The organism is Kitasatospora purpeofusca, assembly GCF_042691725.1.
Classification (GTDB): domain Bacteria; phylum Actinomycetota; class Actinomycetes; order Streptomycetales; family Streptomycetaceae; genus Kitasatospora; species Kitasatospora purpeofusca_B.
The window spans coordinates 5,110,922-5,135,121 of the sequence record NZ_CP170483.1 but is presented as its reverse complement, the minus strand read 5'-3'; the positions used below and the strand labels follow the sequence as shown (position 1 = coordinate 5,135,121).

General features: G+C 75.0%; 22 protein-coding genes and 1 pseudogene. 6 read left to right on the top strand and 17 right to left on the bottom strand.

The annotated features are described in order from the left end of the window. Positions 1-15: 15 nt before the first annotated feature. The 3 genes from ACFCLZ_RS21905 to ACFCLZ_RS21895 all read right to left on the bottom strand — a co-directional run bounded on the left by ACFCLZ_RS21905 (position 16) and on the right by ACFCLZ_RS21895 (position 2,271). Positions 16-903 (bottom strand): redox-sensing transcriptional repressor Rex, encoded by an 888-nt coding sequence (locus tag ACFCLZ_RS21905; RefSeq protein ID WP_376086308.1) that lies wholly within the window; start codon positions 901-903, stop codon positions 16-18. 101 nt (positions 904-1,004) lie between these two features. Next, on the bottom strand, positions 1,005-1,802 hold the full coding sequence (locus ACFCLZ_RS21900; protein ID WP_380278473.1) for an exonuclease domain-containing protein: 798 nt from the start codon (positions 1,800-1,802) through the stop codon (positions 1,005-1,007). A 184-nt stretch (positions 1,803-1,986) separates the two neighbouring features. Further along, positions 1,987-2,271, bottom strand: a complete 285-nt coding sequence (locus ACFCLZ_RS21895) for a glutaredoxin family protein (RefSeq protein WP_380278471.1) — start codon at positions 2,269-2,271, stop codon at positions 1,987-1,989. Positions 2,272-2,389: 118 nt separating this feature from the next. On the opposite strand from ACFCLZ_RS21895, the gene ACFCLZ_RS21890 reads away from it, so the two are divergent. The 3 genes from ACFCLZ_RS21890 to ACFCLZ_RS21880 all read left to right on the top strand — a co-directional run bounded on the left by ACFCLZ_RS21890 (position 2,390) and on the right by ACFCLZ_RS21880 (position 6,409). After that, positions 2,390-3,385, top strand: coding sequence for an HAD family hydrolase (locus ACFCLZ_RS21890; RefSeq protein WP_380278469.1), 996 nt, complete (start codon positions 2,390-2,392; stop codon positions 3,383-3,385). A gap of 622 nt (positions 3,386-4,007) precedes the next feature. Beyond that, entirely contained in the window at positions 4,008-4,781 is a 774-nt protein-coding gene (locus tag ACFCLZ_RS21885) for an ECF subfamily RNA polymerase sigma factor, BldN family (protein ID WP_380286236.1), read from the top strand. A gap of 278 nt (positions 4,782-5,059) precedes the next feature. Next, a complete protein-coding gene (locus ACFCLZ_RS21880; protein WP_380278467.1) occupies positions 5,060-6,409 on the top strand; it encodes a DUF5667 domain-containing protein in 1,350 nt (449 codons plus the stop codon). A gap of 91 nt (positions 6,410-6,500) precedes the next feature. On the opposite strand, the gene ACFCLZ_RS21875 is transcribed toward ACFCLZ_RS21880, so the two are convergent. The 8 genes from ACFCLZ_RS21875 to proC all read right to left on the bottom strand — a co-directional run bounded on the left by ACFCLZ_RS21875 (position 6,501) and on the right by proC (position 13,680). Then, positions 6,501-7,514, bottom strand: a complete 1,014-nt coding sequence (locus ACFCLZ_RS21875; protein WP_380278465.1) for a lysophospholipid acyltransferase family protein — start codon at positions 7,512-7,514, stop codon at positions 6,501-6,503. A 6-nt stretch (positions 7,515-7,520) separates the two neighbouring features. After that, a complete protein-coding gene (locus ACFCLZ_RS21870) occupies positions 7,521-8,624 on the bottom strand; it encodes an NAD-dependent epimerase/dehydratase family protein (RefSeq protein ID WP_380278463.1) in 1,104 nt (367 codons plus the stop codon). Positions 8,625-8,775: 151 nt separating this feature from the next. Then, on the bottom strand, positions 8,776-8,874 hold the full coding sequence (locus ACFCLZ_RS21865; protein WP_003948845.1) for a 30S ribosomal protein bS22: 99 nt from the start codon (positions 8,872-8,874) through the stop codon (positions 8,776-8,778). 189 nt (positions 8,875-9,063) lie between these two features. Continuing rightward, a complete protein-coding gene (locus tag ACFCLZ_RS21860; RefSeq protein WP_045937940.1) occupies positions 9,064-9,273 on the bottom strand; it encodes a helix-turn-helix domain-containing protein in 210 nt (69 codons plus the stop codon). 251 nt (positions 9,274-9,524) lie between these two features. Then, entirely contained in the window at positions 9,525-10,721 is a 1,197-nt protein-coding gene (locus ACFCLZ_RS21855) for an acetoin utilization protein AcuC (protein ID WP_380278461.1), read from the bottom strand. Between the two features lie 71 nt (positions 10,722-10,792). Continuing rightward, positions 10,793-12,064 carry an MFS transporter gene (locus tag ACFCLZ_RS21850; protein ID WP_380278460.1) on the bottom strand — a complete coding sequence of 424 codons (1,272 nt, stop codon included), beginning with the start codon at positions 12,062-12,064 and terminating at the stop codon, positions 10,793-10,795. Positions 12,065-12,164: 100 nt separating this feature from the next. Next, positions 12,165-12,821, bottom strand: coding sequence for an HAD family hydrolase (locus ACFCLZ_RS21845; RefSeq protein ID WP_380278458.1), 657 nt, complete (start codon positions 12,819-12,821; stop codon positions 12,165-12,167). A gap of 31 nt (positions 12,822-12,852) precedes the next feature. Then, on the bottom strand, positions 12,853-13,680 hold the full coding sequence (proC, locus tag ACFCLZ_RS21840; protein ID WP_380278456.1) for a pyrroline-5-carboxylate reductase: 828 nt from the start codon (positions 13,678-13,680) through the stop codon (positions 12,853-12,855). A 210-nt stretch (positions 13,681-13,890) separates the two neighbouring features. Here proC and ACFCLZ_RS21835 point away from each other — a divergent pair, with 210 nt between their 5' ends. Further along, a complete protein-coding gene (locus ACFCLZ_RS21835) occupies positions 13,891-14,325 on the top strand; it encodes a hypothetical protein (protein ID WP_380278454.1) in 435 nt (144 codons plus the stop codon). A gap of 126 nt (positions 14,326-14,451) precedes the next feature. Next, on the top strand, positions 14,452-15,822 hold the full coding sequence (locus tag ACFCLZ_RS21830) for a hypothetical protein (protein WP_380278452.1): 1,371 nt from the start codon (positions 14,452-14,454) through the stop codon (positions 15,820-15,822). A gap of 21 nt (positions 15,823-15,843) precedes the next feature. Here the strand turns inward: ACFCLZ_RS21830 and ACFCLZ_RS21825 are convergent, their stop codons facing one another. The 6 genes and pseudogenes from ACFCLZ_RS21825 to ACFCLZ_RS21800 form a co-directional block, all read right to left on the bottom strand. Then, positions 15,844-16,374, bottom strand: a complete 531-nt coding sequence (locus ACFCLZ_RS21825) for a hypothetical protein (protein ID WP_380278450.1) — start codon at positions 16,372-16,374, stop codon at positions 15,844-15,846. 126 nt (positions 16,375-16,500) lie between these two features. Further along, the gene (gene ilvD, locus ACFCLZ_RS21820) at positions 16,501-18,345 is read right to left on the bottom strand and encodes a dihydroxy-acid dehydratase (protein ID WP_380278448.1); all 1,845 of its coding nucleotides are present in this window, start codon (positions 18,343-18,345) and stop codon (positions 16,501-16,503) included. A 568-nt stretch (positions 18,346-18,913) separates the two neighbouring features. Further along, positions 18,914-19,300: pseudogene (locus ACFCLZ_RS21815) on the bottom strand (class I SAM-dependent methyltransferase); the annotation flags it as partial. A gap of 32 nt (positions 19,301-19,332) precedes the next feature. Then, positions 19,333-20,160: a sugar phosphate isomerase/epimerase family protein gene (locus tag ACFCLZ_RS21810; RefSeq protein ID WP_380286235.1), complete on the bottom strand. Its 828-nt coding sequence runs from the start codon at positions 20,158-20,160 to the stop codon at positions 19,333-19,335. Positions 20,161-20,839: 679 nt separating this feature from the next. After that, positions 20,840-21,802 carry a Ppx/GppA family phosphatase gene (locus tag ACFCLZ_RS21805; protein ID WP_380278446.1) on the bottom strand — a complete coding sequence of 321 codons (963 nt, stop codon included), beginning with the start codon at positions 21,800-21,802 and terminating at the stop codon, positions 20,840-20,842. Positions 21,803-21,989: 187 nt separating this feature from the next. Next, entirely contained in the window at positions 21,990-23,297 is a 1,308-nt protein-coding gene (locus ACFCLZ_RS21800) for an SUKH-4 family immunity protein (protein ID WP_380278444.1), read from the bottom strand. A 332-nt stretch (positions 23,298-23,629) separates the two neighbouring features. Between ACFCLZ_RS21800 and ACFCLZ_RS21795 the strand changes: the two genes are divergently transcribed. After that, a complete protein-coding gene (locus tag ACFCLZ_RS21795) occupies positions 23,630-24,121 on the top strand; it encodes a GNAT family N-acetyltransferase (protein ID WP_380278442.1) in 492 nt (163 codons plus the stop codon). The last annotated feature ends 79 nt before the right edge of the window (positions 24,122-24,200 follow it).

The window sequence follows — 24,200 nt, the reverse complement described above, 5'->3', positions numbered from 1 at the left end:
CACGAATCTCGGTGCTCATGCCGGCATCACCGCGGACAGCTCGCCCTCGCCGGCCTTGCCGGGCTTGCCCTTCGCCGCCGGGTCCGCGTCCTCGGCGGCCGCCCGCGTCTTGCCGCTGCCCCCCGCCGCCCGGCGGAGCTTGGCGGCGGCGGCGCGGACCGGGCCGGGGGCCCGGTCGAGCACGGACTCGGTGCGGTCCGGCTCGTCGCCGGCCTTGCGCTGCTCGTGGAAGGCGAGGATCTGCAGCTCGATGGAGAGGTCCACCTTGCGCACGTCCACGCCGTCCGGGACCGTCAGCACGGTCGGGGCGAAGTTCAGGATGCTGGTGACGCCGGCCTCGACCAGCCGGTCGCAGACCTGCTGGGCCGCGCCGGGCGGGGTGGTGATGACGCCGATCGAGACGTGCTGGCTCTCCACGATGGACTCCAGTTCGTCCATGTGGCGCACGGGCAGGCCGGCCGCGCTGCTGCCGACCACGGCCGGGTCGGCGTCGAGCAGGGCGGCGACCCGGAAGCCGCGGGAGGCGAAGCCGCCGTAGTTGGCGAGCGCGTGGCCGAGGTTGCCGATGCCGACGATGACGACCGGCCAGTCCTGGGTCAGGCCCAGCTCGCGGGAGATCTGGTAGACGAGGTACTCGACGTCGTAGCCGACGCCGCGGGTGCCGTAGGAGCCCAGGTAGGAGAAGTCCTTGCGGAGCTTGGCGGAGTTCACTCCGGCCGCGGCGGCCAGTTCCTCGGAGGAGACGGTCGGCACCGAGCGCTCGGAGAGCGCGGTGAGCGCGCGCAGATAGAGGGGCAGCCGCGCGACCGTCGCCTCCGGGATTCCCCGGGCACGCGAGGGTCGGCGCGCGGCGCCCGGGTCGGGCGTCTGCGAACTGCTCTGTGGTGATCGGCCGATTGCCACGGTGCTCCTGTGGGTGAAGCTGGGCTTTGGCAGCCAGGCTATGCGTTTGTGAACGTGTGCACAAAGATGGTGTCCGATTTGTCCCTGCACAGTGATGCGCATCACGCCGTCGAACGCATAGCACCGGCCGATTTCCGGGCCGTCGCCGGGGGCGGTGCAACGGGTGGCCGCGGACCGTACGGGAGGCGGTCCGGCAGCTCGCGCGCAGAGGGCACCGGGGCCGGGCGCGCGGGGTCGCGCGGGAGCAGCGGGACCGGCTCGCCCGACGGGCGGGAGCGCGCCCGCCCCAGCCGCGGCCACGGCACCCGGGCCGCCTCCCGCAGCGGCTCCGCCCAGTCCCCCGGCGGGCAGGACGGCGCGTCCAGGCAGTGCCGCAGCAGAGCGGCGGTGGCGCGGGCGTCGCCCAGCGCGGTGTGCGCGGCGAAGGCGCCGAGGCCGGCCGCCGCCACGCAGGCCGCCAGGCCGAAACCGCCGGCCTCCGGCAGGTGGGCGCGGGCCAGCCGCATGGTGCAGAGCAGCGGCACCGGCGGCAGCGGCACCCCGATCCGGGCGAACTCGCGATCCAGGAAGGCCTGGTCGCAGGTGACGTGGTGGCCGACCAGCACCCGGCCGGCCAGCAGCTCCAGCAGCCTCGGCGCGATCTCGCGGAACCGCGGGGCGCCCTCGACGTCCTCCTGCGCGATCCGGTGCACATGGGTCGGGCCGACCGGACCCAGCGGGTCCAGCAGCGTGCAGAACTCGCCCTCCGCGCGGAGCCGCTCGTCCAGCAGCACCACGGCCACCTCGACCACCCGGTGCCGCCAGGGGCTGCGGCCGGTCGCCTCCACGTCCACCACGGCGAAGCCCCCGCGCGCGGCCGACGGGTCGGCGGGCGCTGCCGGGGGCGGGCCGGGAAGCATGGCGGCACTCCTCGCGTGCTCAGCCCCCCATGGGCGCAAACGAGTTCGATCGTAAGCCGGGCGCCGGGGGGTGCCCCAATCCGCGCACGCGGAATCTTCACAACGATTCGGCGAACCGCCCCCGCCGGACGGCGGGGTCGGCGGGGCGCCACCGGCGGGGAGGCCGCGCCGGGGACGGGTGGGGTCAGGCGCCGAGGGCGGTGCGCAGGCGCTTCTCGTCCACGCGCCAGAAGTCGTGCTGGCGGCCGTCGATCAAGGTGACCGGGATCTGCTCCCAGTAGCGCCGGTAGAGCTCCTCGTCCTGCGTGATGTCCTTCTCCTCGAAGGCCGCGCCCAGCTCGGAGGTCACCCGGACGATCACCTCCCGGGCGTCGTCGCACAGGTGGCAGCCGGGCTTGGCCACCAGGGTCACCGTCCGGTCGGCCGGCTTCGGCCCCGGGTTCTTGTCACGTCGCAGCAGTGGGCTCACCCCGCCATTGTGCGACGCCCCTACAAGCGGGCCGGACGCGACCGGCCGTCCTCCCGTTCACCCGCCGGGCACGCCGCCGTCACGGCCGCCGCCCAGGTCGCTGGCTATGCTCGATGACATGGCCGTGCTCCGAAGGCTCATCCAGACAAGGCGCTCCACCGGCTCGCGGACCGCCCTGGCGGGCGAGGCCGCGGCCGAGGCGGCGGAGGCCGCCCTTCGGGCCGCGCCGGAGCCGCCCGCCGTGGCGCCCGAGGGGGCGAAGGAGCCCGCGGAGGACCGGTCGGCCAAGCGCGGCAAGACGCCCAGGGCCCCCGAGGGCAACCACACACCCGAGCCGGACGACCCCCGCGCCGCCGCGTTCTTCGACTGCGACAACACCATCCTGCGCGGCGCCGCGATCTTCTACCTCGGCGTCGGCCTCTACCGGCGCGGCTTCCTCAGCCGCCGGGACATCGCCCGGTTCGCCTGGCAGCAGGCCTGGTTCCGGCTGCACGGCGCCGAGGACCCGGAGCACATGGCGGACGCCAAGCACACCGCGCTCGGCGTGGTGGCCGGCAAGCGGACCGCCGACCTGGAGGCGCTCTGCGAGGAGGTCTTCGAGGACGTCATCGCCGACAAGGTGTGGCCGGGCACCCGCGCGCTGGTGCAGATGCACCTGGACGCCGGGCAGCGGGTCTGGCTGGTCACCGCCGCCCCGGTGGAGGTGGCCCGGATCATCGCGGCCCGGCTCGGCATGACCGGCGCGCTCGGCACCGTCGCCGAGGCCCGCGACGGCGCGTACACCGGCCGGCTGGTCGGCGAGCTGCTGCACGGGCCGGCCAAGGCGGCCGCCGTGCGCGCGCTGGCCCGGCGCGAGCGGCTGGACCTCGACCGGTGCGCCGCCTACAGCGACTCGGCCAACGACATCCCGATGCTCTCGCTGGTCGGCCACCCGTACGTGGTGAACCCGGACGGCGCGCTGCGGCGGCACGCCCGGGCGCAGGGGTGGCGGGTCCGGGACTTCCGGACCGGGCGGAAGGCGGCCCGGGTGGGCCTGCCGGCGGCCGCCGCGCTCGGTGTGGCGGCCGGCGCCACCGCGGCCGGGGTCGCGCTGCACCGCCGCCGCCGCGGCTGAGCCGCCACGCCCGACGGCCCGGCCGGAGCGCGCCGCGGACCCGCTCCGCGCCCCTCGTCCGGGCGCCCCTCGCCGGGGTGAGCGCGGTCAATCCGCACGCTGACCAGGCCGCCCGTACGGGCGAACTCCCGCGCGTCGCGGGGCCGTCCGGGCCCGTCGACCGAACCCGCCACCCCGTGACCGGATCTGATCGTTCGCCAGCTCGCGAAAGTCGGGGATTATCCGGCCGCCGAGCCGGGAAACCGCCCGGCGCGCACCCGAATCGGTCACCCGGCGCACTCGTTCTGTCACATTGAGCCAGACGATCGCCGACACGTTCGGTCAGTGTCAGCCGGATATGCGCCCCATGCGGATCCCAAACGACCACTTCGACCACACGGTGTAGCTGTCATTGCACAAAGCGTTATTCTCTCCTGGATGCACGTCACCCACCCGCCCCAGGTACGACCGGGCGGGACGGACGTGCTCTCCGCGCAGGCGGAGGTGATCCGTCCACAGTTCTGCCTCTGGGAGTCCCGTGTACCCACCCGTCCGGAACGACGCGCCTGCACCCTCCCGCCCGTCGTCCGCGCCCCTGCGCTCCCGCACCAGCCTCCGCGGCCGCCCCGTCCCGCCCCGGCAGATCTCCACCGGCCTGGAACTGCTGCGCACCCTGCTCCGCAGCCAGCTCGCCGTCACCCCCCAACTGGTGCCCGCCGGAGCCCCGTCCGGCCACGGACCCGCCGCCGGCGGCCCGCTGCTGCGCACCACCGCCGCCGGATCGGCGGGCACCGGCGCGCGCGGGCGCACCGGCACCACCGGCGGCCGCAGCCGGTCCCGCACCACCACCGGCCCCGGCTACGAGACCGAGCACAACCCGATCATGGAGCTGGTCGAGCGGGCCCAGGCCGGCGAGAGCGAGGCCTTCGGCCGGCTCTACGACCACTACGCGGACACCGTCTACCGCTACATCTACTACCGGGTCGGCAGCCGGGCCACCGCCGAGGACCTCACCAGCGAGACGTTCCTGCGCGCGCTGCGCCGGATCGGCACCTTCACCTGGCAGGGCCGGGACTTCGGCGCCTGGCTGGTGACCATCGCCCGCAACCTCGTCGCCGACCACTTCAAGTCCAGCCGCTTCCGGCTGGAGGTCACCACCGGCGAGATGCTCGACTCCAACGAGTGCGAGCGCAGCCCCGAGGAGTCGGTGCTGGAGTCGCTCTCCAACGCCGCCCTGCTGGAGGCCGTCCGCCGGCTGAACCCGCAGCAGCAGGAGTGCGTCACCCTCCGCTTCCTGCAGGGACTCTCGGTCGCCGAGACCGCCCGGATCATGGGCAAGAACGAGGGCGCCATCAAGACCCTCCAGTACCGCGCCGTGCGCACCCTGGCCCGTCTGCTCCCGCCGGACGCGCGGTGAGCCGGCGGTGTTCCGGGGCGGGCTCCGGGGAAGCGGCGGGAGAGATAGGGAGCGGGCCGTCACCTTCCGGGGCGGCCCGACACATCCGGGTGAACGGTCGGTCCGATGATCAGCCGCGCGTAACCGACCGCCCGCACCGCTCGTTGGCCAACGTGCAAGCCCCCACCAGGCGTACGGTCAAGCCGAATTGCGACCTCTCACCCGATGGAGTGGCTATGGCTTGCCGGGGCAACCGTCCGGCAGGCCGGGGTGTCGACAACGACGAAGGGAGGTGACCCGTGACGGCAAACGTCCTGGAGCACCGGCGGGCGAAGGCCTTCGCCGAGGCGCTGGAGGCCCGCCAGGCGGAGCAAGGCGCCGCCGACGGTGACGGAACGGCCGACACCGCCGGCGGACACGCCGGTTCGGCCGCGATGGCGGAACTCATCGGCACGGTCGGCGCGCTGCGCGCGCTGCCCGCCCCGGAACTCGGCCACGAGGTCCGGACCGTCCAACGCGCCCAGCTGGTGGCCGCGTTCGAGCAGGCCTTCGCGGGCGGCCCGGGCGCCACCGTGCCACGGCAGCGCCGCCACCGGGCCATCCGCACCGCGCCGCGCGGCCGCTGGAGCCGCCGGTTCGCGATCGGCGGACTGGTCGCCGGCCTCGCCGTCGGCAGTTTCGCCGGCGCCGCGGCCGCCAGCGGCAACGCCCTTCCCGGCGACCCGCTGTACGGCATGAAGCGCGGCCTGGAGGGCCTGCGGCTCAACCTCGCGGGTTCCGACAGCGAACGCGGCGAACTGTTCCTCGACAACGCGGCCACCCGCCTCGGCGAGGCGAGGTCCCTGGTCGGCCGGACCGGCTCCGGCGGCGCGCTCAGCCCGGGCACCGTCGAGCAGGTCCGCAAGGCCCTGGACGCCATGCACGCCGACGCCCTCAAGGGGCGCGACCTGCTGCGCGCCGTCTACCGCACCAACGGCTCGCTCGACCCGATGCGGACCCTGGCGGGCTTCGCCCAGGACGAGGACGGCACCTGGGCCGAGCTCCAGTCCCGGCTCCCGGTCCAGCTCACCCCGCAGGCCCACCTGGTGGACCAGCTCTTCGACGACATAAGCCAGGACGTCGCGCCCCTGCGTCTGGTCCAGCAGCCCGCCAAGAGCGGTGCGCCGGCCGGCGGCGGGGCGGGCGGCGGTACCCACGGTGCGGGCACCGGCGGCTCCGGCGCGCCGTCCGCCGGGGCGGCGCCCGGCGGCAACCCGGCGGTCGGCGACGCGCCCGCCCAGGGCGGCGTCACCGGCGGCCCGGCGGCCGGCGCGGTCGGCGGCAGGCCGGGCGGCGCCCCGCAGACCCCGGCCCAGGGCGGCATCCCCGCCCCGGCGGCCCCCGCCGCGCCGGCCGCACCGCTGACGGGCGGCCCGGCCAACCTCGTCCCGGCCCCGGTCGGCGGCCTGGTCGACGACCTCACCAGCGGGCTCACCGGCGTCAAGCCCTCGCCCAGTGCGGACGCCGCTCCGGCGCCGGTGCCGGACCAGTCCCCGGCGGCGCCGACCGAGACGCCGAGCGGCGCGAGCGGCGGTGCCGCCCAGCAGGGCGTCGAGGTGCCCCCGCTGATCCCGGGCCTGCTGCCCGGTCTGCGGATCCTCGGCGGCTGACGGTCGGGGACGGCGCGGGCCCCGGCGGACCTGGTGTCCGCCGGGGCCCGCCCGCGTCGGTCGCCGCCCGGGCCACCGCCCGGGCCGGCCGTCAGAAGAACACCGACCGCCGCTGCACCAGCAGCTGGTAGAGCGTGTGCTGGATGGTCTCCCGCACCTCGTCGGCCAGGTCGAAGACCAGCATCGGGTCGTCCGCCGCCTCCGCCGGGTGCCGGTCGGTGGGGATCGGCTCGCCGAACTCGATGATCCACTTGGTCGGCAGGGGCACCGCCCCGAGCGGCCCCAGCCACGGGAAGGTCGGCGTGATCGGCACGTACGGCAGGCCCAGCAGCCGGGCCACCGTCCTGAGGTTCCCGATCATCGGATAGGTCTCCTCCGCCCCGACGATCGAGCACGGCACGATCGGCACCCCCGCCCGCAGCGCCGAGGAGACGAAGCCGCCCCGGCCGAACCGCTGCAGCTTGTACCGCTCGGCGAACGGCTTGCCGATCCCCTTGAAGCCCTCCGGCCAGACCCCGACCAGCTCGCCGCGCTCCAGCAGCGCCCTGGCGTCCTCGTTGCAGGCCAGGGTGTGCCCGGCCTTGCGGGCCAGCTCGTTGACGCCCGGCAGCACGAACACCAGGTCGGCGGCGAGCATCCGCAGGTGCCGGTGCCCCGGGTGGTGGTCGTGGATCACCACCTGGGTCATCAGCGCGTCCAGCGGGATCGTCCCGGAGTGGTTGGCGACGATCAGCGCGCCGCCCTGCGCCGGGATGTTCTCGATCCCGCGCACCTCCACCCGGAAGTACTTCTCCGCCAGCGGCCGCAGCAGCCCGAGCAGCACCTCCTCGGTGAGCTCCCGGTCGAAGCCGAACTCGTCGACCTCGTAGTCGCCGGTGATCCGGCGGCGCAGGAAGGACAGGCCGTCGGCGGCCCGGTCCTCCCAGCCCTTGCCGAACGCCCGGGTCGCGGCGGCGCCGAGCCGCCCGGCCAACGCGCCGCCGACGGCGTCGGCGACCCGGTCGGCCAGGCCGGGGCCGCCGGCCGGGGGCTCGCTCCAGCTGGGGGCGGACTCGATCGGGATGACCTTCGCCTCGCCCGGCGCGTTCTCGGCGGCGGCACTCATGCGGGTTCAGCTCCTGGGTCGGTGCGGTCGGGCGATGGCGGCGTCGGCGGCGGGCCCGGCCAGCAGCGCGGCCAGGCCGTCGGTGACGGCGGTCAGCCGCCGCGGCGGCAGCAGGCCCGGCGACTGCGCGGCGGCGAAGTCCGCGAAGGCCTCCGGGGTGGTGAACGCCGGGCGGTAGCCGAACGCCTCGCGCAGCCGCGCGGTGTCCACCACCCGGCCGTGGGTCAGCAGCCGCAGCTGCTCGGGCGAGACGTCGACCAGCCGGGTCTGCCGGGCCAGCCCGGCCATCCAGCTGACGGCGGGCAGCAGCAGCGGCAGGGTCGGCCGGCCCAGTCGGCGGGCGCACTGGGAGAGCAGCAGCACGCCCTCCCCCGCGACGTTGAGGGTGCCGGTGTTCACGGTGCCCGGCTCGGCCGGGAAGGCGGACCGGCAGAGCACCTCGACCACGTCGTCCTCGTGCGCGAACTGCAGCCGGGGGTCGTAGCCGAGGACGGTCGGCAGCACCGGCAGCGCGAAGTAGTCGCTCAGCGGGGTGTCGGCGCCCGGGCCGACGATGTTGGCGAACCGCAGCACGGTGACCGCGACGTCCGGGCGGCGCCGGGCGAAGCCGCGGACGTAGCCCTCCACCTCGACGGCGTCCTTGGCGAAGCCGCCGCCCGGCAGCACCTTCGGCTGGGTCCGCTCGGTGAACACCGCCGGGTCGCGCGGCGCCGAGCCGTAGACGCCGGTGGTCGACTTCACCACCAGCCGCCGCACCCCCGGCGCCTTCTGGCAGGCGCCGAGCAGCTGCATGGTGCCGATCACATTGGACTCCTTCACCGCGGAGCGGTGGGTGGAGCCCAGCCCGGTGGCGCTGACCGCGAGGTGCACGACCGTGTCGACGCCGTGCTCGGCGATCACCCGCGCCACGGCGGGACGGCGCAGGTCGAGCCGGTGGAAGCGGTACGGCGCGGCGGGCCCGTCCGGCTCCGCGAGCGCGCGCGGCGCCGGGCGCGGCGGCTGCACGTCCACGCCGACCACCAGGTCCACCCCCGGCCGGCGGCGCAGCTCGGCGGCGAAGCGCGCGCCGAGGTGGCGGGCCACGCCGGTGACGAGCACGACCGTTCCCACAGCGCTGCACCCCATTTCCTCGGCCCGGGAGACCTGCGTGCACCGTACCGCGCCGCCGCGGCGGGCCGGGAAACGACACCGCCCGCCCCGGCCACGAGGGCCTGGGCGGGCGGTGCGAAGCGCTGGGCGCGCAAGGCGCGGCCGGGGACGCTTACTTCTTGTTGCGACGCTGAACGCGCGTGCGCTTGAGAAGCTTGCGGTGCTTCTTCTTGGCCATACGCTTGCGACGCTTCTTGATGACAGAGCCCACGGAACAACCCTCGCTCACTGAGACTCTCGCCCGTGAGAGACGGAGTCCATACGACTGACGGAGGGCCTAGCCTACATTCCACACGCCCAGGGCCGTAATCGCGCTCCCCGAGGCGGGCGAACTCAAGGCAAATCCGGGGCGAACGGATACGGGGCCCACCGTGGTGAACCCCGTACCCGGCCGGCCCGCCTACGCGCTCTCGAGCCGCACGTAGGACTCCTTGAGGTACTCGTGCACTGCCTGCTGGGGCACCCGGAACGAGCGGCCGACCCGGATGGCGGGCAGCTCACCGCTGTGCACCAACCGGTAGACCGTCATCTTGGAGACCCGCATGACCGCGGCCACCTCGGCCACGGTCAGGAAGACGACGTCCTGCAAGGGGCGTTCGCCGGAACTCATGACCATCACCCGACCCTTACCCGTGTGCAAGGCACCGGCTTCCCCTCCGGTGACTCCACCGGCACACGTGTATCCCCAGAGTAGTTATGGGTGGTACCAGTGGGAAGAGGGAGAAGCGCAGTCCTCGTACGGTGAGGGATAAGTCCGTTGCAGTACGTAGCCGATCGGCGGTCTGCACTAGGGGGCGTGCGCACGGAACGCGACCGGGCACCAGGTCTTCACAAGCGGTGGCACCGATTCGGCCGCCCGGGTCAGGGCATCAGGCCGTGGTGCGGCAGGACGGCGCGGCGGGTGGCCAGGATCGCCTGGTCGAGGCGGTCCGCCGGATCGTATCCCGCCTCGAAGTCGCGCCAGACCGGACGGGCACCGTCGGTCATCCGCAGCGGGGCCGGGCGGCGGGTGCGCCGGTAGACCTCGGCGCGCCAGGACTCCGGGGTCTCGGTGGCCGGGTCGACGGGGCGGCCGGCCGCGGTGGCGACCAGGTGGGTCCAGGTCCGCGGGACGACGTCGACGACGGCGTAGCCGCCCCCGCCGAGGGCGATCCAGCGGCCGTCGGCGTGCTCGTGGGCCAGCGCGTGCAGTTCCTGGGCGATGGCCCGCTGGGCGTCCACGGTGACCGCGAGGTGGGCGAGCGGGTCCTCGAGGTGGGTGTCGGCGCCGTGCTGGGTGACCATGACCTGCGGGCGGAAGGCGGCGAGCAGCTCGGGCACCAGGGCGTGGAAGGCGCGCAGCCAGCCGGTGTCGCCGGTGCCGGCCGGCAGCGGGAGGTTGACGGCCGAGCCCTCGGCGCCGGGGCCGCCGGTCTCGGTGGCCCAGCCGGTCTGCGGGAAGAGGGTGGCGGGGTGTTCGTGCAGGGAGACGGTGAGCACCCGGGGGTCGTTCCAGAAGGCCTCCTGGACGCCGTCGCCGTGGTGGACGTCGACGTCGACGTAGGCGATCCGCTCGGCGCCGAGTTCGAGCAGCCGGGCGATGGCGAGGGCCGGGTCGTTGTAGACGCAGAAGCCGGAGGCGCGGTCGGGCATGGCGTGGTGCAGCCCGCCGGCGAAGTTGACCGCGTGCGGGGTCTCGCCGCGCCAGACGGCCTCGGCGGCGGCGACGGACTGGCCGGCGATCAGCGCGGAGGCGGAGTGGACGGCGGGGAAGGACCAGTTGTCGTCGGTGCCGAGGCCGTGCCGCGCGTCCTGCCGCTCGGGGTGGTCGGCCGCGTACTTGACCGCCTCGACGTACTCGGCGGTGTGCACCAGGCGGAGCGTGGACTCGCCGGCGGGCGGCGCGGACCGGACGGTGACACCCGGTCCGGCGGCGAGGCCGAGGTCCTCCACCAGCCGCATGGTGAGCGCCAGCCGGGCCGGGTCCATCGGGTGGCCTGGGCCGAAGTCGTAGGCGGTGACCGCCTCGTCCCAGAAGAGGTGCAGGCCGCAGGAGGTGTCACGCTCGGCTTCGGGCATGGCGTCCACCGTAGTGGGTGGGGGCGGCCCGCCCCGGCAACGGGTCCTTGAACGCTGGTCGTACGGGTGGGTCAGACCTGGCCCCGGACCGCCGTCCGGGCGGGGGCGGACACCGCCGGGGCGGGGGTGAAGCGGTCGGCGAGCGGGAGGACGGCGAGCACCAGGAGCATCGGCGCGAGCAGCGCCCAGCGGTACGAGCTCGCGTCGGCCAGGGCACCCACCAGCGGCGAACCGATCAGGAAACCCACGTAGTTGAAGAGGTTGAGCCGGGCCACGGCGGCGTCCGAGTCGGCCGGGAAGAGCCGCCCGCCGGCCGCGAAGACCTGCGGGATGATCGCGCAGATCCCGAGGCCGAGCACGGTGAACCCGGCGATCCCGGCCCAGGCGCCCGGCGCGGCGGCGGCCACCGCGAAGCCGAGCGCGGCCAGCGCGGCGCCGCCGCGCACCACCGGGACGGCGCCCCAGCGCTGCACGGCGCGGTCGCCGAGCGCCCGGCCGAGCAGCATCGCCACCATGTAGCCGAGGTAGGAGAGCTTGGCGACGTCCTCGGGGCTGTCCAGTCCGTCGGTCAGGTACTTGACGCTGTAGTTGGAGACCGAGGCGTCGGCGATGTACGCGAAGGCCATCGCCAGGCAGAGCGGCAGCAGCGGGCGCCAGGGGATCGTCCGGGCGGCGGCCTCGGCGGCCTCCCGGACGGCGTCGTCGAGTTCGGCGGGTCCGGCGCCGGGGGTCCTCCCGGCCGAAGGCCTGGGGAAGGTGCCGGCCAGCAGGGCGAGCGGGGCGATCACCGCGGCCGCCGCCGCGAACAGCGCCGGCAGGCCGAGGTCGCCGTGCGCGCCGAGGCCGGCGGCGGCCGCGCCGAGGATGCCGCCGAGGCTGAAGGCGGCGTGGAAGCCGAGCAGCACGGAGCGGCCGTAGCGGTGCTGGAGGCCGACCCCGAGCATGTTCATACTGGCGTCCAGCGCGCCGACCAGCAGACCGAAGGCGCCCAGGGCGAGCGCCAGTTGCCACAGCGCGTCGCCGAGGCCGACGGCGGCGAGGGTGGCGCAGACGGCCGGCTGGACCACCCGCAGCACGGCCCGCGCGCCGGTGCGGCGGACGATCCGCTCGGAGGCGATCGACCCCACCCCGGCCAGGACCGGCACGGCGGCCAGGAAGAGCGGCAGCAGCGCGTCACTCAGTCCGTACCGGTCCTGGATCTCCGGGATGCAGGTGACCAGCAGGGCGAAGGTGACGCCCTGGAGCAGGAAGCTCGCGGCCAGCGCGGCCCGGCCGGCCCGGAGCCCGGGCGTGATCGCCGGGCTCCCGGCACGATCGGCGTTGTCGGCGCCCTCGGTTCGCACATGCACCTCGCTACTGGCCGGTACGGCGGTGGTGAGGCGAGAGCGTAGGGGCAGCCGGGCGATCGCGGGAGGGGGTGCGCACGACGGGAACGTGCGGGGCTCAGCGACCCAGCAGCGCGGGGACCTCGGCCAGGTCGGCGATCAGGCCGGTGGCGCCGGCCGCGGTCAGCTTCGCCGGGTCGGTCAGCGCGGTGTAGCCGTAGACGTCCATGCCGGCCGCGCGGGCGGCGAGCACCCCGTTGGGGCTGTCCTCCAGCACCAGGCAGGCCGCCGGGTCGACGCCCAGGGTGCGGGCCGCGTGCAGGAAGAGGTCCGGCGCGGGCTTGCCCACGCCGACGTCCTGGGCGCTGAAGATCCGCTCCTGCGCGATGTGGCCGCGCAGGCCTGCGGCGTCCAGCGCGGAGCGGATCCAGCTGTGGTGGGCGGAGGAGGCCAGGCAGTAGGGCACCGAGCGCCGCTGGAGCTCCTTCAGCAGCGCGTCCGCGCCCCGGACGGCCGCGAGGTCGGTGGCGAAGGCGTCGAAGATCCGGCCGTGGTAGTCGTCGTCGAAGCCCTCCGGGAGCCGTGCGCCGTCGTACCGCTCGGCGATCACGTCGTGCACCTTGTGGGCGGCGGTGCCCATGAAGTCCCGGTAGGAGTCCTCGATCGTGGTGGGGTAGCCCAGCTCGGTGAGGTACTCGGCCAACAGTCGGTTGGAGAGCGGCTCGCTGTCCACCAGGACACCGTCGTTGTCGAAGATCACCAGTTCGTAGGTCATGCGTTCGACCCTATCGGCCCGGCCGCGGCGGTCACTTGCCGCCGGAGGCCAGCTCCCGGGAACGGTCCCGGGCCGCCTCCAGGGCGCCCAGCAGGGCCGCCCGCACCCCGTGGTTCTCCAGCTCGCGGATGGCCGCGATGGTGGTGCCGGCCGGCGAGGTGACCGCCTCGCGCAGCTTCACCGGGTGCTCGCCGGAGTCCCGCAGCATCACCGAGGCGCCGATCGCCGACTGCACGATGAGGTCGTGCGCCACCTGCCGGGGCAGGCCGAGCAGGATGCCCGCGTCGGTCATCGCCTCGACCAGGAAGTAGAAGTACGCCGGGCCGGAGCCGGAGAGCGCGGTCGCCGCGTCCTGCTGGGACTCGGGCAGCCGCAGCGCCTTGCCGACCGAGCGGAAGATCTCCTCCGCCCGCTCCAGGTGCGCCTCGGTGGCGTGCGAGCCGCCGGAGATGACGCTCATGCCCTCGTCGACCAGGACCGGCGTGTTCGGCATCACCCGGACCACCGGGGTGCCGGCCGCCAGCCGGGCCTCGAACCAGGCGGTGGGGATGCCGGCCGCCGCCGAGATCACCAGCCGCTCCGGGGCGACGTGCGGTGCCAGCTCGTCCAGCAGGGTGCCCATGTCCTGTGGCTTCACCGCGAGGATCAGGGTGTCGGCGAGCTTGGCGGCCTCGGTGTTGGCCACCACGCCGACCCCGTACCGGCCGGCCAGTTCGGCGGCCCGCTCCGGGCGGCGGGCGGTCACCAGGACGTCCCCCGGGTCCTTGCCGGCCCGCAGCAGACCGGAGAGCAGGGCCTCCCCGATCTTGCCCGTGCCGAGGAAGGCGATCTTCTGTCCGTGCGCCGCGCTGCTGGTCATGGCCGCTCCTTGCCTCCGGTGCCGCGTTCCGGTACCGCGGCCATCCTCGCACCGCGCGCCCGCCACCGGCGGCAGCGTCCACTCTGCGGGCGGCCGGGACGGCCCGCGGGCGCGAATGGTCAGACACGCCCCTTAGGGCGAAACTCCGGGTTCTCCCCTATGGCCCGGGGGTGGACGCGGGAGCACCGTGGAGTCATGGCACACGGAGAGATGTCCCGACGTGAGAACCGGCAGGTCGCCGTCGCCGCGGCGACCTTGGGGCCGTGGCGCACGGCCGCGGGAGTCGGTGCGGTGGTGGGGGCGACGGACCTGGCGATCGATCTGATCGACGGGGACTGGTCGTCGAGCATGCTGGCCGGTCCGGTCGGCTGGGGCCTGTTCTTCTTCTTCCTGGTCGGCGCGGTCGGCGGCCGGCTGCGCCGGGAGTCCGGCGACCGGCGGCTGCAGCGCTGGGCGAACGGGCACCCCTGGCAGGCGGCGCTGCCGGCGGCCGGCGGGATGCTGGTGCTGAACACCCTGGCGCAGCTGTTCATCGGGGACGAGGGGCTGTTCGGCGCGCTCCTCCTCTCACTGCTGCCGGCGGCCATGGTGCTGACCGTCGCGGGGGTGGTCGGTTCGGTGAAGCAGGCCCGCGACAAGGGCTGACCGGAGGGCGGAACGCGGGCGCGCCAGGAGGACAAACCGGGCCGATCAGTACACACCGTCGGCGAGTTCACCGGACGGTGTGGCCCCGATCGAACACCTGTCACCCCCCGTCGGCATACTGGCGCGATGCCGATCGCCGAAGACCCAGAACCGCGCCCGTCCGAGGGCCGGGAACCGGACGGGACCGCCCCGTCCGGACCGGACGGGAAGGACCCGTTCGCCGACCTCGTCCTCGACGAGGAGTTCGTCCAGGGTGCCTCCGTCAAGGAGCAGGCGGGCCGTACCCGGATGCTCGCCGCCCAGTGGAAGCACACCCCGCCGGTCGACCCGGGCGGCCGCCGCTCGGTGAACGACGGACCGCCGCCGAAGAAGCGGTTCGCCCGCAAGGGCCGGCCGGTGGACGCCTGGGGCACCTCGCGGCCGCGGCGCTCCGTGGAGTGGCGCACGCCGCTGTTCGTGGTGCTGGCCGTCGCCCTGGTGCTCGCCGCGCTGAACATCGACGGGCTGCGGTCCTGGTACTCGACGCGCTTCGGCGACGGCTCCGGCGGCCCGGCCGCCGTCTCCTCCCCCGTGCCGACCGTCGCCCCGGAGACGGGCCCGCCGACCGCCGCGCCGCCGACCACCGACCCGAAGCAGCCGACCGTCGACCGCCCGTGGGCCGGCTCCCCCGCCGAGGGCTGGCCCACCGACCTCACGGTGTTCGAGCCCAAGGACGGCGCGCCGCCCGCCATCGGGGTGTTCTCCGCCCAGCAGGTCGCCGGCCAGGTCGAGCTGGTCAAGGCGTACCTGGCCGCGGCCAACCTCGACCCGAAGGCGGTGGCCGGCGCCCGCCCGGAGGCGGCCCTGGCCATGCTCGGCTCCGAAACCCGGGCGGCGGCCGAGCAGGCGCTCGCCAAGCCCTCCGCCGAGGACGACGCGACCAGCTGGTTCAGCCGCTTCGACGCGCGCGACGCCGTCCCGGTCGGTGACACCTACCGGGTCCAGGGGTGGATCAGCGTCGAGGGCGACGGCAAGCGCGGCGTCCTGGTGCACACCGACTTCACCTACGTCTACCCGCTGCGGCCCGGCCCGGACGCCGCCAAGCGCGCCATGGCGTCGAAGCCCACGCAGGCGCCGAAGCCCTCGGGCAGCCCGGCGCCGACCCGCCCCGGCGCGGGGGACGGCGTGGTGAAGCCGGTCGGCCTGCTCACCCCGGCGGCCGACGTGGCCGGGGACACCTGGACGGCGCGCACCATCGTGCGCCGGGTGGACACCTTCCGCTTCTACGACCCGGCGAAGTTCGACGTCGAGAAGGGCAAGCTCTACTTCGAGGACAGCCGGTCCGAGTTCGGCAACAGCGAGTGCGGCGCCGCCGACGGCTACTTCCACCCGCAGTTCGACCAGTTCGCCGCGGCCCAGGCCCCGGACCCGAACCCGTCCGGACCGGCCGAGGACCCGTACGACCGCACCCGGCAGCTGCGGCCGGACGACAGCTGCGGGACGCTCACCCGCAGCTGACGCACCACCCCGGGCGGCGGCTCAGCGCCTGCGCCCGGCCCGGCGGCCCGGCGTCCTGGCGCCGGGCCGCCCGCTGCGGCCCGCCTGCCGGCGCTCGTGGCGGTCGAGCTCCCGCTGGTAGCGGGCGCGCCGGACGGCCTCGCCCGGGGCCTCGCGCAGGCTGCGGACGAAGTAGGCGAGCAGGGCGCCGACCCCGCCGATGATCCAGACCACGCCGAGCGACTTCTCCTCGGCCATCCAGCCGGTCAGGTTCTCCTTGCCCTCGGCGAGCAGCTTCCAGGTGCGCAGCGCGGCGAGCAGCGAGGAGATCCCGACGGCGGCGACCAGCAGCCCGTTGAGGAACCCGCCGTTGTCGGCCACCCGGATGCCGTCGACGGCGAAGCGCAGCACGAGGGCGGCCGCCGCGGCGCAGAGCAGGGCGCCGACGGGGACGAGGACGCGGCGGAGCCGGTAGTCGCCGCCGCGCTCGACCCAGCTGGTGCCGAACCAGCGGATCGGCTCCGGCTCGGGGGCGCCGGCGGGCTGGGCGGGGGTGCTGGGTTCCTGGGTCACGGCTCCGAGTATCCCAGGCGGGCGGGAACGGCGGAGGAGCCGTCCCGGTGAACGGGACGGCTCCTCGTGGCGCCGGTGGCGGCCTCGTGGCGCCGGTGGCGGCAGGCCCGGTGGCGGCAGGCCCGGTCAGCCGAGCTTGCCGACGTCCCGGACGGCGCCCTTGTCGGCGGAGGTGGCCATCGCGGCGTACGCGCGCAGGGCCTGGCTGACCTGGCGCTCGCGGTTCTTCGGCCGATAGCCGCCGGCGGCCTCCAGCGCGCGGCGGCGCTCGTCCAGGACCTCGGCGGGCACCTCCAGCGAGATCCGCCGGCCCGGGATGTCGATGGCGATGGTGTCGCCGTCCTCGACCAGCGCGATGGTGCCGCCGGACGCGGCCTCCGGGGAGGCGTGGCCGATGGACAGGCCCGAGGTGCCGCCGGAGAAGCGGCCGTCGGTGACCAGCGCGCAGGCCTTGCCGAGGCCGCGGCCCTTGAGGAAGGAGGTCGGGTAGAGCATCTCCTGCATGCCGGGGCCGCCCTTGGGGCCCTCGTAGCGGATGACGACGACGTCGCCCTCCTTGACCCGCTTGGCGAGGATCGCCTCGACCGCGTCCTCCTGGGACTCGACGACGACGGCCGGGCCGCTGAACGTCCAGATCGACTCGTCGACGCCGGCGGTCTTCACGATGCAGCCGTCCTCGGCGAGGTTGCCGTACAGCACGGCGAGGCCGCCCTCGACGGAGTAGGCGTGCTCGACGCTGCGGATGCAGCCCTTGGCGCCGTCGGTGTCCAGCGACTCCCAGCGCTCGGACTGCGAGAAGGCCTCCGCGGAGCGGACGCAGCCGGGGGCGGCGTGCCACAGCTCGACGGCCTCGGCGGACGGCGAACCGCCGCGGACGTCCCAGGTCTTCAGCCACTCGGCGAGCGAGTCGGTGTGCACGGTGTGCACGTCCTCGTTGAGCAGTCCGCCGCGGTACAGCTCGCCGAGGATGGCGGGGATGCCGCCGGCCCGGTGCACGTCCTCCATGTAGTACGAGCCGTTGGGCGCGACCTTGGAGAGGCAGGGCACCCTGCGGGAGACCGCGTCGATGGCCCGCATGTCGAAGTCCAGCTCGGCCTCCTGGGCGGCGGCCAGCAGGTGGAGGATGGTGTTGGTCGAGCCGCCCATGGCGATGTCGAGGGCCATGGCGTTCTCGAAGGCCGCGCGGGTGGCGATCGCGCGGGGCAGCACGGAGGGGTCGTCCTGGCCGTAGTGGCGGTTCGTGATCTCGACGACGGTGCGGCCGGCCCGCTCGTAGAGGGCGCGGCGGGCGGTGTGGGTGGCGAGGACGGAGCCGTTGCCGGGCAGCGAGAGGCCGATCGCCTCGGTGAGGCAGTTCATCGAGTTGGCGGTGAACATGCCCGAGCAGGAGCCGCAGGTCGGACAGGCGTTCTCCTCGATGATCGCGATGTCCTCGTCGGAGACGTTCTCGTTGACCGCCTGGGAGATCGCGTCGACCAGGTCGAGCTTGCGCACGGTGCCGTCGACCAGGGTGGCCTTGCCGGCCTCCATCGGGCCGCCGGAGACGAAGACCGTCGGGATGTTCAGGCGCAGCGCGGCCATCAGCATGCCGGGGGTGATCTTGTCGCAGTTGGAGATGCAGATCAGCGCGTCGGCGCAGTGCGCGTTGACCATGTACTCGACCGAGTCGGCGATCAGGTCGCGCGAGGGCAGCGAGTAGAGCATGCCGCCGTGGCCCATCGCGATGCCGTCGTCGACCGCGATGGTGTTGAACTCGCGGGGGATGCCGCCCGCCTCCTTGATCGCCTCGGAGACGATCCGGCCGACCGGCTGGAGGTGGGTGTGCCCGGGGACGAACTCGGTGAAGGAGTTGGCGACCGCGATGATCGGCTTGCCGAAGTCCTCGCGGGCTACGCCGGCCGCCCGGAGAAGCGCCCGGGCGCCTGCCATGTTGCGACCGTGGGTGACCGTACGGGACCTCAGCTCGGGCACTGTGCTCCACTCCTTCGGAGGCTGGCTGGCGGCCCCGGTCGTTCGGAGGGTGCGGGGCCGCGGTGTCCGTCGAGCCTACGCCCGCCGTCCGGGCGGCGGACGCCGCGTCCGCGATGCGGTCAGCCGGGGGTGACCGCGACCGGCCGGCCCCCGGTCAGGCCGGGGTGACGGCCACGGTGAGGTGCAGCACGTACGGCTCGATCACCCAGCCGTCCGGGAACTCCGCCAGCAGCGCCCCGCGCTCGACGGCCAGCAGCGGCTCGCGCCGCTGCGGGGTGAGCGCGGCGAGGTAGGAGCGCGAGGAGAGGTCGGTGATCAGGTGGTCGATGCTGACCCGGCGCTCCCAGTGGAGCACGGCGTTCCCGGTCCGCAGCCCGTACGGGGCGAGGTGGGAGGCGAACTCGTGGACGGCGCCGTAGCCGTGGTAGGTCTCGGGCAGCGCGGCGGCGAGCCGCTCGCCCATCGCCCGCACCCAGGCGACGCCGCTGTCCTTCACGTTCCAGAAGGCGGCGAGGGCCCCGCCGGGCCGCAGGACCCGGATCGCCTCGGGGACCGAGCGCTCGGGGGTGGTCCAGTGGAAGGCCTGGGCGTAGGTGACGAAGTCGGCCGAGTCGTCGTGGAACGGCAGCTCGTCGCCGCTGCCCCGGACCAGCGCCAGGCCCGGGCTGCCGGCCAGGAACTGGGCCGCCATGCCCGCGCTCGGCTCCACCGCGACCACGTCCGCGCCCCGGGCGGCCAGCAGCCGGGTCGAGATCCCGGTGCCCGCGCCGACGTCCAGCACCCGCGCGCCCTTGAGGCCCCGGCCCGCCAGCCGCTCCACCTCGTCGAACAGCTCCCCCGGGTACGACGGCCTCGCCCGGTCGTACTCCGCCGCCACCCCGCCGAAGGACTCCGCGAGCTCGCGGAAGTCGCTGCTGGGCCTGGTTCCGGTTCCGGTTCCGTTCAGCTCCGCCATGTCTCCCCCTGAGTACGGCAGTTCGTATGCCGTCAGGGTACGCGTGCGGGGGTGGCCAGGTGCAAGCGGGTAAAGGCCAGCGCCTCGGCGAGATCGGCCTCGCGTTCGGCGGGCGACGCGGCCCGGCGGGTGTTGACCTCCAGCACCACGTGGCCGTCGAACCCGGTCCGGGCGAGGTGCTCCAGCAGCTCGGCGCAGGGCTGCTTGCCGCGGCCCGGGATGAGGTGCTCGTCCTTGCCGGAGCCCGAGCCGTCCGCCAGGTGGATGTGCGCGAGGCGGTCCCCCATCCGGTCGACCATCGCGAAGGCGTCCACCCGCGAGGTGGCGACGTGCGACAGGTCGATGGTGAAGTGCCGGTACTCCTCGTCGGTGACGTCCCAGCCCGGCGCGTACGCCAGCATCTCGCGGTCCTTGTAGCGCCACGGGTACATGTTCTCGACGGCGAAGCGCACGTCGCTCTCCCCCGCCATCCGGTGGATGCCCTCGACGAACTCGCGGGCGTACTGGCGCTGCCAGCGGAACGGCGGGTGGACGACGACCGCGCTCGCGCCGAGCTTCTCGGCCGCCGCCCGGGCGCGGACCAGCTTGGTCCACGGGTCGGTGGTCCACACCCGCTGGGTGATCAGCAGGCACGGCGCGTGCACGGCGAGGATCGGCATGCCGTGGGCGTCGGAGAGGCGGCGCAGCGCTTCGATGTCCTGGCTGACCGGGTCGTTCCAGACCATCACCTCGACGCCGTCGTAGCCGAGCTTGGCGGCCAGCTCGAAGGCGATCGCGGTGTTGGCCGGGTAGACCGAGGCGGTGGACAGGGCGACCTTGGTGTCCGGGATGTGCAGGGCCGGGTGGGCGGGCAGCACCAGGCGGTCGGTGGTGCGCAGCAGCGGGGGGCGGGCGGCGGCCTGGCGGGCGGCCTTGACGGACTTCACCGACTGGACGGCGGCCTTGGCGGCGCCGGCCGCCCGGGCTGCGGTGCCGGGGCCGCGGGCGGGCTGGGCGGCGGGGGCCCCGGCCTTGCCGGGCGTCCCGGCCCCGGCCTGGTCGGGGGCGTCGGCGGCCGTGGTCCTGGCCGGCGTCCTGCCCGCTGTCCTGCCCGCCGCTCGGGTGGCGGCCTTCCGGGCCGCCTTCTCGGCGACGCCGCCGGCGGCCTCGCGGGCGGCCTTGGTGAGCTTGCGGGGGCGGGCGGGGCGGGGGGCGGAGGCGGGCTGTTCGGGTTGTTCGGGTTGTTGCTCGGCCTTCCCGGCCTTCCCACTCTGCTCGGCCTGCCCTGCCTGCTCGGCCGCCTTCTTCGGGGGCGGGCCAGGGGCCGGATCCGGGGTCCGGTCGGCGGACGGTCCGGCGGCGGGGTCCCGGTCGGTGCGGCGCGGGGCGTCGTGCCCGGTACGGCGCGGGGCGGCCGGCCGCGGCTGCCCGTCCTCGGGAGCGCGGCCCTCCCGCGTTCCGTCCTCGTCCGCTGGTTGCGCCACGGGAGACAGCGTAAGCGGACCGCGCCCGGAACGGGGAGCGGATCAGTGCCCGCCCGGCCGTCCCGGACGCCGTCCGTCAGGGGGTGAGGGCGGGCCGGCGGCGGTCGGCGGCGCTGTCCATGGCGTCCAGGCGGCGCAGGATGATCCCCTCGCGCAGCGCCCAGGGACAGACGTCCAGCTCGTCGAGGCCGAACAGGTCCATCGCGGCGTCGGCGACCAGCGCGCCCGCCAGCAGCTGCTTGGCGCGGCCCTCGGAGACACCGGGGATCTGCGCCCGTTCGGCGACGGTCATCGCGGAGAGCCGGGGAAGCCAGGCGGCGAGGTTGTTGCGGGTGAGCCGGCGGTCCGCGTACGGGCCGGCGTCGGCCGGGGCGGCTCCGGTCATCCGGGCGAGCTGCTTGAAGGTCTTGGAGGTGGCGACGGCGTGGTCCGGCGCCCCGAGGCGGGAGATCTCGCCGACGACGGTGGCGATCTCGGCGCGGATGTGCCGCCTGAGGCCGCGCAGCTGCTCGGGGTCGGCGACGTCGCCGGGCAGCCAGCGGGCGGTCAGCCGGCCGGCGCCGAGCGGCAGCGAGCAGGCCGCGTCGGGCTGCTCGTCCAGGCCGCAGGCGATCTCCAGCGAGCCGCCGCCGATGTCCAGGTTGAGCAGCCGGCCGGAGGACCAGCCGAACCAGCGACGGACCGCCAGGAAGGTCAGCCGGGCCTCGTCCTGACCGGAGAGCACCCGCAGCTCGACGCCGGTCTCCTCGGCGACCCGGCGCAGCACCGCCTCGCCGTTGGCGGCCTCGCGCACGGCGGAGGTCGCGAAGGGCAGTATGTCGACCACACCCTTGTCCTCGGCGACCCGCAGCGAGGAGGCGACCATGCCGATCAGCCGCTCGACGCCGGTCTCACTGATCGCGCCCTGCTCGTCGAGGAGTTCGGCGAGCCGCAGCTCGGCCTTGTGGGAGTAGGCGGGCAGGGGGGCGGCGCCCGGATGGGCGTCCACCACGAGGAAGTGGACCGTGTTGGAACCTACATCGAGCACACCGAGTCGCATAACTCTCCACGCTACGCGATCCGGCGCCGAAGGAGACCGGTCGTGCCGGTGTTCGTGCTGGTCCGGGCGCTGATCGCGGCTCCGGCGGGCGCCTGGGGCCGGGATCGGCGGGGTCGTTCGAACGGCATTCGGACGGTGTTGTTCCGGCGTTCACCCAGGAGGTGGGGGGTCGATGGGGCGGGCCGTTTCAGAGCAGGCCGTCCCAGAGCTGCTCGACGACCACCGCCCACCAGTTCTCCGGGTCGGCGAAGACCTCCGGGTCGACCGCCGCGAGGGCGCGCTGCAGTTCGGCGACGGCCGCCCCGGCGGCCTCCGGGTCGAGCCCGCGCAGGCCCGGCAGCCAGCCGGCGAACAGGGCGAGGGAGCTCACGAAGGCGGTGAGCGAGGCGTTGCAGTGGCGGGCCGTGGCGTAGTCGGGGTCGACGGCGCGGACGGCGCCGCAGGCGGTGTCCAGGGTGATCAGCGCCCAGCCGTCCGTGCCGAGCACCACCTGCGGGGCGAGCGCCCGGCGCTCCCGCTCGGCCACCCGGGTGCCGCGGCCCGCCGCCGCCAGGTGGTCGGCCACCGGCGGGAGCAGCGCGGGCGGACGGGGGCCGCCGTCGGGCGTGCCGCCGAGGACGGGGTCCGGGCGCGGGTCGTGCAGGGCGAAGTAGCCGTCGACGCGCGTCGGCACGCCGGCCGTCAGCAGCACCCGGGCGTCCTGCGCCGGCAGGTCGGCGCGCGCGACGTCCGCGGCGGCGAACCGCCGGACGCCGTCCGGCCCGAACCGTGCGGTCAGCCGCTGCGCGAGCGGGCGCTCCTCCTCGGCCTGCCCGGGCGGGACGGCGCGCGGGAACGGCACCCGGTTGCGGACCGGCCCGGCGCCCTGCTCCTGCGGCAGCGCGCGGACGGCCGCCGCCCGGTGGTCGGAGCGCGGGCCGTACGGCAGGTCGAAGTCGAGGCGCACACCGGGGAGTTCGGCCGCCAGCGCGTACGCCCAGTAGCCGCCCGGCAGGGCGCTCAGCCGCAGGTCGGTGCGGACGGCGAGCACCTCCTCGGGCCGGACGCCCCGCTCGCGCAGCCACCACCAGCCGCGCAGCGCCGGGTGCGGCAGGCCGGGCGCCGACCGCAGGGCCAGGACCCGTCGCCCGCCCGCCGCGTCACGGTAGGTCAGCTCGGCCCGGGTGCCGCGGCCGGTCGCGGGCGGCCGGGTGGGGTCGTACCCGCCGGCGCCGACGAAGTCCCGGTACAGCCGGACCACCTCGGGCACCGGCACGGACGGCCAGACGGTGAACCGGCCGTCCGTCCGGTCCACCACGGCGCAGGCCGCCCCGATCTCCTCGGGTGCCCGGCGTTCCCCGGTCAGCGGATCCACGTGGACCGGCGGCGGCTCGGCCCAGACCACCCAGCCCAGCTCGAACTCGTGCGCCCGGACCCGCCGGGCACGCGCCGTCGGCAGGTCCCCGTTGATCCACCGGTGCGCCGCCTCGATCGCCGCCGCCCTCGTCACCGCCACCGCGGCCACCTCCGATTCCTCGCGCCCGGCCCCGCCCGGCGCTGCCCCACTCTGCACCGACCCGCCACCCGCCACCACCACGCGGCCTGCCCAGCCCCGGCCGCAGCCGCGGTCCGGGCCATCGCCCGCCCTGATGGCCGGGGGCGCAGGACAGGGGAACCGAACTCGCGCTCCTCCCCACAAGGCTTACGACGCCCGGTCCCGCACCACGGGGGAGGGAGGGAGCCCCGCCGATCAGGAGGCGGTAGGCCACGGCTTGGCCGACACTTCATCATGTGAGCAGGCCATCAGCCCGTATGTCCACATCGCCTGGCGGCCGTGAACCAGTTGCCGTGCGGCCGTTCGCCGAGGGTGACTCCGTCGAGGAGCTGACCCGCCTGCTGCACCGCGCCTACTCCGATCACGCTTCCGCAGGGCGGGTCTTCCTTGCTTCACACCAGTCGGCGCAGGACACGGCCACCCGGGTGGGGAGGGGTGAGTGCTGGGTGGCCCTGGAGGGGAACGAGCTGGTGGGAACCGTCACCGTGGCGGCTCCGTACCAGGCTCCGGACGGGTACCCGGCCCCGCGGGGCGCGGGGTCGTTCTGGCAACTGGCGGTGCATCCCCGCCATCGGGGCACGGGCCTTGGGCAACGCTTGTTGGTACTCGCGGAGCAACGGGTCGTCGCACTCGGTTCAACCCAAGTCGCCATCGATACGTCGGCCGAGGCCGCCGACCTCGTCGGCTGGTACTGCCGACGCGGGTACGTGCCGATCGGCAGGTGGCGGTGGGATGTGACCAACTACGAGAGTGTCGTGCTTCTGAAAGCCCTTTCCGCAGGCTGAGCCCCCGACACCGTCACGACATCCTCCCCCGACGCGACATCGGTTCGGCGCCTCGCCCCTCCGACCGGGCGGTCCCGGA

Bases quoted from the DNA above. Each gene is read 5' to 3' on its own strand.
- ACFCLZ_RS21900 (WP_380278473.1), bottom strand. From the start codon at position 1,802: ATGCTTCCCGGCCCGCCCCCGGCAGCGCCCGCCGACCCGTCGGCCGCG.
- ACFCLZ_RS21890 (WP_380278469.1), top strand. From the start codon at position 2,390: ATGGCCGTGCTCCGAAGGCTCATCCAGACAAGGCGCTCCACCGGCTCG.
- ACFCLZ_RS21875 (WP_380278465.1), bottom strand. From the start codon at position 7,514: ATGAGTGCCGCCGCCGAGAACGCGCCGGGCGAGGCGAAGGTCATCCCG.
- ACFCLZ_RS21860 (WP_045937940.1), bottom strand. From the start codon at position 9,273: ATGAGTTCCGGCGAACGCCCCTTGCAGGACGTCGTCTTCCTGACCGTG.
- ACFCLZ_RS21855 (WP_380278461.1), bottom strand. From the start codon at position 10,721: ATGCCCGAAGCCGAGCGTGACACCTCCTGCGGCCTGCACCTCTTCTGG.
- ACFCLZ_RS21845 (WP_380278458.1), bottom strand. From the start codon at position 12,821: ATGACCTACGAACTGGTGATCTTCGACAACGACGGTGTCCTGGTGGAC.
- proC (WP_380278456.1), bottom strand. From the start codon at position 13,680: ATGACCAGCAGCGCGGCGCACGGACAGAAGATCGCCTTCCTCGGCACG.
- ACFCLZ_RS21835 (WP_380278454.1), top strand. From the start codon at position 13,891: ATGTCCCGACGTGAGAACCGGCAGGTCGCCGTCGCCGCGGCGACCTTG.
- ACFCLZ_RS21830 (WP_380278452.1), top strand. From the start codon at position 14,452: ATGCCGATCGCCGAAGACCCAGAACCGCGCCCGTCCGAGGGCCGGGAA.
- ACFCLZ_RS21805 (WP_380278446.1), bottom strand. From the start codon at position 21,802: ATGCGACTCGGTGTGCTCGATGTAGGTTCCAACACGGTCCACTTCCTC.